Source organism: Pseudomonadota bacterium (assembly GCA_016719885.1).
GTDB lineage: Bacteria > Pseudomonadota > Gammaproteobacteria.
Genome location: JADJYF010000005.1, coordinates 95870 through 108760, shown reverse-complemented (window position 1 = coordinate 108760; position 12891 = coordinate 95870). Strand labels below are relative to the sequence as shown.

The window sequence follows — 12891 nt, the reverse complement described above, 5'->3', positions numbered from 1 at the left end:
CGTTGGCTTACTCCGATGGTGGCGGGGCCACCCTGGCGGCTTCGAAAATCGAAAGGCTCACGACCATTGGCGGCCGGGCCCGAACTCAGCCATAGCGGCCGGTAATGTAGTCTTCGGTCTGTTTGCGGCGCGGCGTGGTGAAGACCGTCTTGGTCTTGCCGAATTCAATGAGGTCGCCCATGTACATGAAGGCCGTGAAGTCCGACACGCGGGCCGCCTGTTGCATGTTATGGGTGACGATGACGATGGTGTAATCCTTCTTGAGCTCGTAGATGAGTTCTTCAATCTTGAGCGTCGAGATAGGATCCAGCGCCGAGGCCGGCTCGTCGAGCAACAACACTTCAGGCTCGATGGCGATGGCGCGCGCAATCACCAGGCGCTGCTGCTGACCGCCCGACAGGCCGAGGGCGCTGTCATGCACGCGGTCCTTCACTTCGTCCCACAACGCGGCGCCACGCAGCGCGCCTTCCACCGCCTTGTCCAGCACGCGACGGCTCTTCACGCCCTGGATGCGCAGGCCGTAGGCGACGTTCTCGTAGATCGACTTCGGAAACGGATTCGGCTTCTGGAACACCATGCCGACGCGGCGGCGCAGGGTCGCGACATTGACCTCCGGCGCGAAGATGTTCTGACCGTCGAGCAGCACTTCGCCTTCGACACGCACGCCGTCGATGAGGTCGTTCATGCGGTTGAAGCAGCGCAACAGCGTCGATTTGCCGCAGCCCGAGGGGCCGATGAAGGCGGTGACGAAGCGTTCCGGGATGGTCAGGTTGATGTCGTGCAGCGCGCGCTTCTGGCCGTAATAGAGATTGAGGCCTTTGACCTCCAGGCAATCGCGCGGCTCGGCCGGCCGCTCCTGCACGCCGTCGTCCTTGCGCAACGCGCTCTTGATGTCCACGCCATGGGTGGGAGTGCTGCCTTCTTTGCCCGGCTGTCCCTGCATGGTTTCGATGTCACGATCAGGTTTCGGCGGCATTGTACTTTTCTCGAAGCCGGTTGCGAATGGTGATGGCGGCCAGGTTGAGCGCGACGATGAGCAGCACCAACAGCAGCGAAGTGGCGTAGACCAGCGGGCGCGCCGCCTCGACGTTGGGGCTCTGAAAGCCGACGTCGAAGATATGGAAACCGAGATGCATGAACTTGCGGTCGAGATGCAGGAACGGCAGGTTGCCATCCAGCGGCAGGGCCGGCGCGAGTTTGACCACGCCGACCATCATCAAGGGCGCGACTTCGCCGGCGGCGCGCGCCACGGCCAGGATGAGGCCGGTCATCATGGCCGGTGTCGCCATCGGCATGACGGTGCGCCACAGGGTTTCGGCCTTGGTCGCGCCGAGCGCCAGGGATCCTTCGCGGATGCTGCGCGGAATGCGCGACAAGCCTTCCTCGGTCGACACGATCACGACCGGCACGGTCAGCAGCGCCAGGGTCAGTGACGACCACAGGAGGCCGGGCGTGCCGAAGGTCGGCGCCGGCAGGGCTTCGGGAAAGAACGCCTGGTCGATGGTGCCGCCCACGAAGTAGACGAAAAAACCGAGACCAAATACGCCGTACACCACCGACGGCACGCCGGCGAGGTTGTTGACGGCGATGCGGATGATGCGCGTCAACAGGCCCTGGTGCGCGTATTCGCGCAGGTAGATGGCGGCGATCACGCCGAAGGGCGTGACGAACACCGACATCAGGAGCACCATCATCACGGTGCCGAAGATGGCCGGGAACACGCCGCCCTCGGTATTGGCCTCGCGCGGTTCACTGGCGACGAACTCGTAGAGCTTGGACAGGTAATGTTTGAGCTTGGCGGGCAGCGGCATGGCGTTGGGCCGATAGGCGCGCACGATGTCGTAGAAGCGCACTTCGCTGGCCACGCCGTTGACGGTCTCCAACAGCAACACGTCGCGCCCGGCGTCCTGGTTGAGCTTGGCGAGTTTCTCGGCAAGGGCGGCATAACGGGTGTTGAGCGCGTCACGCTCGGCGGCGATGTCGGCCAGAGGCGCGCCGCTGGTCACGCCGTCCAGTTCCAGCTTGCGGGTCTTGAGACGCAGACGCTCGAGCCCATAGTTGATGGCGCCCATCTGTTCGCGTTCGATGTGGGCGATATCCTTGCGCAGGGCTTCGCCGCGGGCGATGCGCTTGCGCATCTCCGGCCACGGGCTGCCGTCGATGGTGAGCGGCTTGTCGCCCTCGCGTATGCCTTTCACGAAGCCGTAGAAATTGCCCCACTCGCGGCGCTCGATCACCACCGCCTTGCGTGGGTAGGCGATGTTCGTGAATTCGATGTCGTTGAACCACTGGAAGTCGAAACCGTTCAAGTTGCGGTTGCCGACTTTCAGCAACAGGCGTTTCACGGTCTCGCGCCCCTCGGGCACCGCCACGCCGTTGTCCTTGAGACGCGTCGCCGACACCGTCTCCTCGTCGACGATTTCGCCGAGGGCGTACTTGGCTTCGCCGCCCGTGAGTTCGAGGCGCGCCACGTCCGACGGCCAGAAATGGCCCATGCCGCGCACGGTGATGAGGAACAACAGACCGAACACCATCACCAGCGAGAAACTGACGGCGCCGGCTGTCAGCCACACACCGGGCGAGCCGGACAGCCACCACTGGCGCAGCGGCGCGACCTTGTTGGACGAAGAGCTGGCGTTCACAGGCTGGAGTACTTCTTGCGCAGGCGCTGGCGCACCAGCTCGGCCATGGTGTTGACGATGAAAGTCACCAGGAACAGCACCATCGCGGCCAGGAACAGCACGCGGTAGTGGGAACTGCCGACTTCCGATTCCGGCATCTCGACCGCGATATTGGCCGACAGCGCACGCAGGCCCTGGAACAGGCTGATGTCCATGATCGGCGTATTGCCGGTCGCCATCAGCACGATCATGGTTTCGCCGACGGCGCGGCCCATGCCGATCATGATGCCGGAGAAGATGCCGGGGCTGGCGGTCAACAGCACCACCTTGATGGCGGTCTGCCAGGGCGTCGCGCCCAAGGCCAGCGAACCCATGGTGAGGTGACGCGGCACGCTGAACACCGCGTCTTCACTGATCGAGAAGATGGTCGGAATGACGGCGAAGCCGATGGCGATGGCCACCACCAGCGAATTGCGTTGGTCGTAACCGATGCCGTAATTGATGTTCAGCCAGTGCGTCACGCTGCCGTCGAAGAACAACACTTCGAGCGCGCGACCGAGCATGAAGTTGGCCCAGATCGCGAATATCACCACCGGCACCAGCGCCAGCGCTTCCCAGCCATCGGGAATGAGCGCTTTCACGCGTTGCGGCAGGCGGCCGACGAAGTAGGCGAACAACAGCGTGGCGGCCGGCACGATGGGAATGCACAGCAACACGCCGAGCAGCTCGCGTTCCACCAGCGGCGCCAGCCACAGGCCGGCGAGGAAGCCCAGGATCACGGTCGGCAGGGCCGCCATGAGTTCGATCGAAGGCTTGACGATGCGCCGCATGGGCGCGCTCATGAAGTAGGCGGTGTAGATGGCGCCGAGCACCGCCAGCGGCACGGCGAAGATCATCGAGTAGATGGCCGCCTTCAAGGTGCCGAAGGCCAGCGGCGTGAGGCTGAACTTCGGTTCGAAGTCGTTGCTCGCCGACGACGACTGCCAGATGTAATCGGCACGCGCGCGGTTCTCGTACCAGATGGCATTCCACAGCGCCTTGAACGACACCTCGGGGTGCGGATTGTCGATGGCGAACAGCGCGATCTTGCCACCCTTCGAGGCCAGCACCGCGGCGTTGGCGCGCGGCGCCATGCTGCTTGCGGCCACCTCGTCGAGACCGCTGGCGACGGTCACGAGGTGACGCTCCGCGGTGGCGTGATACAAGCCCAGATTGCCCTTGGCGTCGATGGCGAGGAAACCCTTGCGGAAATACTCCGGCGCGATGGCGCTGACGCCGGCCGGCAGGGGCGCGAAACGGCGTACGCGTTTGAGCTGCGAATTGTTGTGCTGGTCGCGCACCGGGAACCACTGCGCGAGATTGCCCAGATCGTCACCGATGACCAGCGAAATACCGCCCGACAGGAAGCTCATGGCGGTGATGTGCTGAGCGGCGCCAATCACGCTGGCGCGGTCCACCAGCTGTGGCTTGTTCTTGTTACGCACGTCGAAGTAGCTCAGCACGCCGTCGCTGCCGGCGAGGTAGAGCTCGCGCTGCTGGGTGTCGAGAGCGATATGCGTGACCTTGCTGCCGTCGACGTCGAGTTCGGTGCGCGTCACCTCGACGCTGGTCGACTCGTCGAGCATGGAGGTCTGCTTGGTGGCATTGACCAGTACCACCTTGCCCTGCGCGCTGACCGCTGCGATGGTCGCTTCCTCGTCGGAGGCCTGGCCGGTGACGAGGCGGATGGCGTCGCCGGCGGCGGTGGCCTGCAGCGCCTCGTCGCCGAAGGGATAGCCGAGCTTGGGCGTGATGACGCGGGTCTGGCCGTCGAAACGCACTTCGAAACTGACCTGCGCGACGCCGACCTTGCCGTCGGCGGTGCCGGCCACGTAGACATGGCTGACCGGGTCGCCGGCCGCCACCGCGCTGACCTTGCCGGCGCCGGCTGCCAACAGTTCGCCGCTGGCGATGGCGCTGCCGTCGGCGGCCTTGAAGAACTGGTAGTGACCGTCGGGCGCGATGGAGAAGCCGGTCTGGGCGTATTCGTCGAGCGCAATCATGGCGGGCGCGCCGGCGCCCTGTTCGAAACTGGTGGTGGGCTTGACCGTGGCATCGCGGAACAGCGGCAGCACCACGTACAGCAGGTAAAAGAAAATCAGCAGGATGGCGACGATCACCGAGATGCCGCCGACGGCCATGACCGCCGCGAACAGGCGGTCTTTCAACAGCCGCCAGCGCTCGCGGGAGGACAGGTCAGCGCGGTTGGCGGGGATCACGGGCGCCTCGTCACGGGCCACGGCGACAGGCACCGGCGGTCACGGCAGGAGGCAGGCGCGGGGCCTGACCGTCGGATCTCGGATGGCTGTGACATACAAAGGCCGCTTGCTTGCGGGGTGGACCGGGCGAGCCCGATTGTTGGCGAGATTTATTACAGTATCGTGACAAACATGACAACGACCGGCGGCGCGGCCGGCCGCGATCATTTCTCCGCCGCGATGTAGCAGATCCAGCCGGCGTCGGCGTCGGCTTCTTCGACGGGCGTGAAGTCGCCGCTGCCGGTCTCCTCCTTTTCGTCCCAACCCTGCCAATAGACGGTGGTGCGGCGGAAGCCGGCCTCGGCCAGCAGTTCGCGGATCTCGGGCAGCGTCCACAGGCGCCATTCGTAGCTGAAGGCCTTTTTGAGCTTGGAGCCGTCCGGAAAGCTGAAATGGATGTGGCACACGAAATGGCCGTTGACCGGGTTGTAGCTGGCGTGCTCCCAGGTGTAGGTGAAGCGCTTGTGCTCGGTGTGCTCCTTCAGCACCCGGAACGACTCGTAGCCGCCGAAGCAGTCGAGGAACATCACGCCGTCGTCGGCGAGGTTGGCCAGTGCACGCTTGAAGTAGGCGCGCAGCTGGGCGCGCTCGCGGAACAGCCAGTAGCTGAAGTTCATGGCCAGCAGGATCTCGACCGGCTCGCCGCCGGTCTTCAGCACGTCGCCCTCGACCAGGGTCAGGCGTCGGCGTTGCGACGGCGTCAGCTTGGCGACGTGGTGGTCGCGGCCCCAGCCCAGCACTTCGGCGTCGAGGTCGACACCGACCGCGCGATTGGACGGCCGGCGCCGCACCCATTCGCAGGAGGTATTGGCGGTACCGCAGAAATCCTCGCGCAGCGTCGTGGCGCGGTGGCCGCGCAGGCGTTTGAACTCCGCGTCGACGAAATCAATCTCATGTTCGACGCATTGCACCGACTCTTCATATAGCGCGTGCCGGTCGGCGCGTTCGGCCATGGTCGGCTTGCGTGCCTTGATGGCGCGGCCAGGAGTTTTTTTAGCAGTGGTTTTGACCATGATCAGATGCCGCCCGCGTGCGCTTGCAGTGCTGTGGAAAGGCGGGCGATGATAATGACTCGACCGTCAAAATGCACCCCGGCCGGCCCTTCCCCACTTTGAAGCGCGCGCGAGCACCAATTTCCATGGACGCGAAAGCGCTGAACATCGGCGACCCTGAGCTATACATCAACCGCGAGCTGTCCTTGCTGGAGTTCAACCGGCGCGTGCTCGAGCAGGCCAAGGACGACGGCAACCCGCTGCTCGAGCGTCTGAAGTTCCTGTGCATCGTCAGCAGCAATCTCGATGAGTTCTTCGAGATCCGCGTGGCGGGGCTGAAGGAGCAGGTGGCCTTCGCGGCCGGCCAGAGCGGGCCGGACCAGATGTCCGCCCAGGAGCAATTGCGCGCCATCAGCGCTGGCGCCCATGCCCTGGTGGCGGAGCAATACCAGGTCTTGAATGAACGGCTGCTGCCGGACCTGGCTGACGAGAACATCCATTTCTTGAAGCGCGGTGAATGGAACGCCCGCCAGGCGGCGTGGGTACGACGCTATTTCAATCGCGAGCTGCTGCCGATGCTGAGCCCCATCGGGCTCGATCCATCGCACCCGTTTCCGCGCATCCTGAACAAGAGTCTCAATTTCCTGGTGTCGCTGGAAGGCACCGATGCATTTGGCCGCAACAGCGTCATCGCCATCGTGCAGGCGCCGCGCTCGCTGCCGCGCGTCATCAACATCCCCGAGGAATATGCCAGCTGCCCGCACGAGTTCGTGTTCCTGTCGTCGATCATCCACGCCCATGTCGACGACATCTTTCCGGGCATGGAGGTCAAGGGCTGCTACCAGTTCCGCGTCACGCGCAACAGCGATCTGTTCGTCGACGATGAGGAAGTGGACGATCTGCTGCAGGCGCTGGAAGGCGAGCTCCATCAGCGTCGCTTCGGCGATGCCGTGCGCCTGGAAGTCGCGGCCGAATGTCCGGCCCAGATGGTGTCCTTGCTGCGCCAGGAATTCGATCTGCAGGACCCGGACATCTTCAATTGCAACGGCCCGGTCAATCTCACGCGCCTGATGGCGGTGTTCGACATGATCGAGCGGCCCGATCTCAAGTTCCCGTCCTTCGTCCCCGGTCGCCCCACGCGCCTGCCCCAGGGCAGCGACATGTTCGATGTGATCCGCCGCGGCGATGTGCTGCTGCACCATCCCTTCCAGTCCTTTGCGCCGATCACCGATTTCCTGTACCAGGCCGCGCGCGACCCGGCGGTGCTGGTCATCCGCCAGACGCTGTACCGCACCGGGCCCGATTCACCGGTGGTGGAAGCGCTGCTGGAGGCGGCGCGCAAGGGTAAGGAAGTGACGGTGGTCATCGAGCTCAAGGCGCGCTTCGACGAAGAGGCCAACATCGAACTCGCGACGCGCCTGCAGGAGGCCGGCGCGCACGTGGTGTACGGCATCGTCGGCCACAAGACCCACGCCAAGATGATCCTGGTGGTGCGCCGCGAGGGCAAACTGTTGCGCCGCTACGTGCATCTCGGCACCGGCAACTACCATCCGCGCACCGCGCGCCTGTACACCGACTACGGCCTGTTCACGTGCGACAACGCCATCGGCGTGGACGTGCAGAAGGTCTTCCACATGCTGACCGCGCCGGGTCGCGCCGGCAAATTGAAGAAGCTGCTGCAATCGCCCTTCACCATGCACAGCACCATCCTCGAGCTCATCGCACGCGAGACGCGCCGCGCGCGCTCGGGCCTGCCGGCGCGCATCATCGCCAAGATGAACGCGCTGTCGGAAGTGCAGACCATCAATGCGCTGTACGAGGCCTCGCAGGCGGGCGTCAAGATAGATCTCATCATCCGCGGCGTGTGCGCGCTGCGCCCGGGCATCGCCGGCATCTCCGAAAACATCCGCGTGCGCTCCATCGTCGGGCGTTTCCTCGAACACGCCCGCGTGTTCTATTTCCACAACGACGGCGACGACGAGATCTACCTGTCCAGCGCCGACTGGATGGGACGTAATTTCTTCAATCGCATCGAGACCTGCTTCCTGGTGGAGGACAAACGCCTGCACCAGCGCATCTTGAAGGAATGCATCAACAACTACCTGGCCGACAACACCCGCGCCTGGTCGCTGCGCAGCGACGGCACCTATGCGCGGGTGAAAACCAATACCGCCCAGGTGCGCGACGCGCAGCAGATCCTGCTCGAGGATCTGTCCGGAGCGTGAGCTTGCTGGTGCGAATGAATTCGCACCTACTCTGAACGCTGAGCGTTGATCTTGGCGTGATGGCGGCCTTGAGGTAGAGCGCTTCCTGCTCGAGGTCCGCGCGCGTCAGGGCGTGGGCGTCGAGCCAGCCATGGGCAAAGCGCAATTTCAGCGTGCCGTTCTCGACGCTGGCCTCGACCTGGCTCAAGGCCTCTTCGCTGCGGCGCCGGTGTACCAGGCAGGCGATGCGCAGCAGCACACCGAGGCGTAGCACGCGCTGCTGCTGCGTCGCCGGCAGCCTCTGCCAGTCCGCCAGCGGTACTTTGCGACGGTGGCCACGCACCAACGCTGCGAGGCGCTGCTGCTCGCCGGTCGCGAAGCCCGGCATGTCGAGGTAGGTCAACAGGTAGGCGCCGTGCTTGTGGTACTGGCTGTGGGTGACCGACAGCCCGATTTCGTGCAGCGCGGAGGCCCAACGCAGCAGGCGTTCGTTGTCTTCGCCCGCCACGCCCCACGGCTGCGCGACCTGGCGCAGCAATTCGATGGCGGTGCTCTCCACGCGCAGGGCCTGCGCGCGGTCGATGTGATAGCGCGACGCGAGTTCGCCCACCGCGCGCTCGCGCACGTCTTCCTGGTGGATGCGGCCGAGCAGGTCATAGAGCAGGCCTTCGCGGATGGCGCTGTCGGACACGCGCATGCGCGAAATGCCGAGCGCGTCGAAAATCGCGCACAGGATGGCGACGCCGCCGGCGAACACCGCGCGCCGCTCGTCGGGCAGGCCCGGCATGCTGAGCTTGTCGACGTGGCCGGCGGCCAGCACCTGCTGCTTCAGGCGCTCGAGTTCGCCACTGGTGATGCCGTCCTGGCCGCCGCCCTGCTGCCGCAACACGTCGCCCACCGACATGATGGTGCCCGAGGCCCCGATCACCGACTGCCAGCCGATGCGCCGGTAGCTGGTCTCGATGGTTTCGAGCTCCTGGCGGGCGGCCAGCTCGGCGGCCTTGAAGCGCGACGCGCTGATGTGGCCGTCGCCGAAATACTGCTGGCTGTGGCTGACGCAGCCCATGTGCAGGCTTTCCATGTACAGGGGGTCGAAACGCCGGCCGAGGATGAATTCCGAGCTGCCGCCGCCGATGTCCACCACCAGGCGCACGTCGGCATCGTCATCGAGGCCATGGGACACGCCGAGATAGATGAGGCGCGCTTCCTCGGTGCCGGTGATGACATCGATGCGATGGCCGAGCAAGGCCTCGGCGCGCGCCAGGAAGCCGGCGGTATTGCGTGCCTTGCGCAAGGTGTTGGTGCCGACCACCCGCACCGCTTCGCTCGGCAGGCCGCGCAGGCGTTCGCCGAACTGCGCGAGGCAGCTCATGGCCCGTTCGACGGCGGCCGGGTCGAGCTGGTTGTCGGCGCCGAGTCCCGCGCCGAGCCGTACCGCGCTGCGGATGCGGTCGACGATGCGGAAATGGTCGCCGACCGTGTGCGCCACGATCATGTGAAAGCTGTTCGAACCGAGATCGATCGCCGCGATGGTCGCTGGACTGGCGTTGCTCATGAATCGATCGTCGACTGTGGGGCGGGGCTGCGGGCGCGATTATACTTGCCAGCCTCGAGCTGTATATGTGGGGCAACGAGCCATGAGTGAAGTGGAGATCAAACGCGCGACGCCGCCGCAGGCGTGGCGCATCCTCGGCGCCGACAGCCATGCGGTGCTGATCGATGTGCGCAGCAAGGTCGAGTTCGACTACGTCGGCCATGCCGCCGGCGCCATCAACGTGATGTGGAAGGATTACCCGGACTGGAAGGAAAATCCGAATTTCGTGGCGGAGGTCAAAGCGGCCTTGAATGCCCACGGCGGCGACCGCGGCGACCGGCCGATACTGGCCATCTGCCGCAGCGGCGTGCGCTCAATGGCGGCGGCCAAGGCGCTGGCGGCGGCGGGCTACACCAATCTCACCAACGTCGAGGAAGGCTTCGAGGGCGACAAGGACGCACACGGCCACCGCTGTTCGGTGGCGGGTTGGCGCTTTCATCAGCTGCCCTGGGAACAGACCTGACGCAGCGCCCCGCACTGCCAGCATTGGCTGAACTGCGGTTCGAGGCGCTCGCCGCAGTCAGGGCACAGCCACGCTTCACCTGACGCCCCATCCTGGGGCAAGGCGTCGGCAATCAGGCGCCGCGCGCGCGGCGCATCGTCCTCGTCCAGCACCCACACCTGCGGCCAGCACTCGTTGACCGGCAGTTCGCCGAGCGCGCCGGTCAGGTACTGGTTACGCAGCAGGCAGGGGATGCCGGCGGCCTCCAGCACGGACAGCACGAGGCCCGCCGAGACCGGATCGCTGCTGGTGTAGACACGTTGCACGGCCGATGCTTTGCCCTGGAAGGGGGATTGATCAGTATAATGCCGCGTTTTTTCCCTGGCGGAACTCCCGACCCGCCACTCCGACCCCCCGCCCAGGAAAGCTGATGTCATCCCAGAATCTTCGCAATATCGCCATCGTCGCGCACGTCGACCACGGCAAGACCACCCTCGTCGACGAGCTCTTGAAGCAGTCCGGCACCCTCGACAGCCGCCGTCCCGACGCCGAGCGCGTGATGGACAGCAACGCCATCGAAAAGGAACGCGGCATCACCATCCTCGCCAAGAACACCTCGCTGGTGTGGGGCGAACATCGCATCAACGTCGTCGACACTCCCGGCCACGCCGATTTCGGCGGCGAGGTCGAGCGCATCCTGTCGATGGTCGATGCGGTGCTGCTCTTGGTCGACGCGGTCGATGGCCCGATGCCGCAGACACGCTTCGTGACCCAGAAAGCTTTCGCCCAGGGCTTGAACGCGATGGTCGCCATCAACAAGTGCGACCGCGAAGGTGCGCGCCCGCACTGGGTACTGGACCAGACCTTCGAATTGTTCGACCGCCTCGGCGCGACCGATGCGCAGCTCGACTTCCCGGTGGTGTATTGCTCGGCGACCCAGGGCTGGGCGCGCCGCGAACCGCACGGCCCCGAGCAGGACATGAAGGTGCTGTACGAAACCATCATCGAGCATGTCTCGCCGCCGCGCACCAGCGGCGCCGATGGTCCCTTGCAGATGCAGATCTCTTCGCTCGATTATTCGAGCTATGTCGGCGCCATCGGCATCGGCCGCATCACGCGCGGCGTGCTGACGCCGTCGCAGAGCGTCACCGTCATCGACCGCGATGGCAAGAGCCGTCGCGGGCGCGTGCTGGAAGTGCTGGGCTTCCAGGGCTTGAAGCGCGAACAGCGCGAGCGCGCTGAAGCCGGTGACATCGTGTGCGTGACCGGCATCGAGGATCTGCGCATTTCGGACACGCTGTGCGATCCGGCGCAGCCCGAGGCCTTGCCGTCGCTGTCGGTCGACGAACCGACCGTCAGCATGACCTTCGAAGTGTCGGATTCGCCGTTCGCCGGCCGCGAAGGCAAGTTCGTCACCAGCCGCCAGATCATCGAGCGCCTGGAACGCGAGCTCATCCACAACGTCGCGCTGCGCGTGGAAGACACCGGCGACCCGAAGTGCATGCTGGTGTCGGGGCGTGGCGAACTGCACCTGTCGATCCTCATCGAGAACATGCGCCGCGAAGGCTTCGCGTTCTGTGTCGGCCGCCCGCAGGTCATCGTCAAGGACATCGATGGCCAGCCCCACGAACCTTTCGAGCAGTTGATCATCGACGTGCCGTCGGAATACCAGGGCACGGTGATGGAACGACTCGGTTCGCGGCGCGGCAATCTACTCAACATGCTGCCCGACTCCAACGGCCGTGTGCGTCTCGATTACGTGATCCCGGCGCGTGGCCTGATTGGTTTCCGCACCGAGTTCCTGACCGCCACCTCCGGCACCGGCATCATGACCCACAGCTTCGAGGAATTCCGGCCGGTGGTCGGCGGCACCATCGCGCCGCGCAAGAATGGCGTCCTGATCTCCAACGGCGACGGCAAGGCGGTGGCGTTCTCGTTGTTCAACCTGCAGGAACGCGGGCGCATGCTGGTCAAGCCCGGCGACGACATCTTCGAGGGCATGATTGTCGGCATCCATTCACGCGACAACGATCTGGTCGTCAACGCCATGAAGGCCAAGCAGCTCACCAACGTGCGCGCCTCCGGCAACGACGAGAACATCCTCCTGACGCCGCCGGTGCGCTTCGATCTCGAGCAGGCGCTGGAATTCATCGAGGACGATGAGCTCGTCGAAGTCACGCCGCTCGCCATCCGGTTGCGCAAGCGTGAACTGAAGGAAGTCGATCGCAAGCGCACCTCGCGCAAGGCCGAGAGCGCCAACCCCGAGAACGCCGCTTGATAGCACTCATTCAGCGCGTCACGCACGCTGAAGTGGTGGTGGCCGGCGAGACCGTCGGCCACATTGAACAGGGCCTGCTGGCGTTCATCGGCGTGCAGCGCGGTGATGGCGACAAGCAGGCCCGGCGCCTGCTCGAGCGCTTGCTCGACTACCGCGTGTTCGCCGATGCCGACGGGCGCATGAATCTCTCGCTGCGCGACGTCAATGGCGGTCTGTTGCTGGTGCCGCAGTTCACGCTCGCCGCCGACACCCACAAGGGCACTCGCCCGAGCTTCACGCCGGCGGCGCCGCCCGATACGGGCCGCGCCCTGTTCCAGCAGCTGCTCGAGCTTGCGCGCGACGCCCATGCACCGGTCGCGAGCGGGCGCTTCGGCGCCGACATGCAGGTCTCGCTGACCAATGACGGGCCGGTGACGTTCTGGCTGGAAGTGCCGCCGACGGCGCCTGCGCCGCGTTAGACCCC

Annotated in this window: 9 protein-coding genes and 1 pseudogene; 4 read left to right on the top strand and 6 right to left on the bottom strand. The window is 65.2% G+C overall.

The window, feature by feature from the left end; genetic code table 11:
• Positions 1-85: 85 nt before the first annotated feature.
• The 4 genes from IPM80_06150 to IPM80_06135 all read right to left on the bottom strand — a co-directional run bounded on the left by IPM80_06150 (position 86) and on the right by IPM80_06135 (position 5871).
• Positions 86-943, bottom strand: a complete 858-nt coding sequence (locus tag IPM80_06150; GenBank protein ID MBK8958007.1) for a phosphate ABC transporter ATP-binding protein — start codon at positions 941-943, stop codon at positions 86-88.
• Positions 944-959: 16 nt separating this feature from the next.
• Positions 960-2534 (bottom strand): phosphate ABC transporter permease PstA, encoded by a 1575-nt coding sequence (gene pstA, locus IPM80_06145; protein ID MBK8958006.1) that lies wholly within the window; start codon positions 2532-2534, stop codon positions 960-962.
• Positions 2535-2638: 104 nt separating this feature from the next.
• Positions 2639-4801, bottom strand: a complete 2163-nt coding sequence (locus tag IPM80_06140; protein ID MBK8958005.1) for an ABC transporter permease subunit — start codon at positions 4799-4801, stop codon at positions 2639-2641.
• 281 nt (positions 4802-5082) lie between these two features.
• Complete coding sequence (locus IPM80_06135) at positions 5083-5871, bottom strand: class I SAM-dependent methyltransferase (protein ID MBK8958004.1); 789 nt, start codon at positions 5869-5871, stop codon at positions 5083-5085.
• Positions 5872-6056: 185 nt separating this feature from the next.
• Between IPM80_06135 and ppk1 the strand changes: the two genes are divergently transcribed.
• On the top strand, positions 6057-8135 hold the full coding sequence (gene ppk1, locus IPM80_06130; protein ID MBK8958003.1) for a polyphosphate kinase 1: 2079 nt from the start codon (positions 6057-6059) through the stop codon (positions 8133-8135).
• A gap of 61 nt (positions 8136-8196) precedes the next feature.
• Here the strand turns inward: ppk1 and ppx are convergent.
• Positions 8197-9669, bottom strand: a pseudogene (gene ppx, locus IPM80_06125) (exopolyphosphatase).
• 82 nt (positions 9670-9751) lie between these two features.
• Here ppx and IPM80_06120 point away from each other — a divergent pair.
• The gene (locus tag IPM80_06120; GenBank protein MBK8958002.1) at positions 9752-10171 is read left to right on the top strand and encodes a rhodanese-like domain-containing protein; all 420 of its coding nucleotides are present in this window, start codon (positions 9752-9754) and stop codon (positions 10169-10171) included.
• Here IPM80_06120 and IPM80_06115 read toward each other — a convergent pair.
• The gene (locus IPM80_06115) at positions 10147-10587 is read right to left on the bottom strand and encodes a DUF2007 domain-containing protein (protein ID MBK8958001.1); all 441 of its coding nucleotides are present in this window, start codon (positions 10585-10587) and stop codon (positions 10147-10149) included. The two genes, IPM80_06120 and IPM80_06115, sit on opposite strands and share 25 nt — an antisense overlap.
• Here IPM80_06115 and typA point away from each other — a divergent pair.
• Together typA and IPM80_06105 are read left to right on the top strand one after the other, a co-directional pair.
• Positions 10581-12428: a translational GTPase TypA gene (gene typA, locus IPM80_06110; protein MBK8958000.1), complete on the top strand. Its 1848-nt coding sequence runs from the start codon at positions 10581-10583 to the stop codon at positions 12426-12428. The two genes, IPM80_06115 and typA, sit on opposite strands and share 7 nt — an antisense overlap.
• On the top strand, positions 12425-12886 hold the full coding sequence (locus tag IPM80_06105; GenBank protein ID MBK8957999.1) for a D-tyrosyl-tRNA(Tyr) deacylase: 462 nt from the start codon (positions 12425-12427) through the stop codon (positions 12884-12886). The genes typA and IPM80_06105 overlap by 4 nt, the downstream gene beginning before the upstream one ends.
• Positions 12887-12891 lie beyond the last annotated feature (5 nt).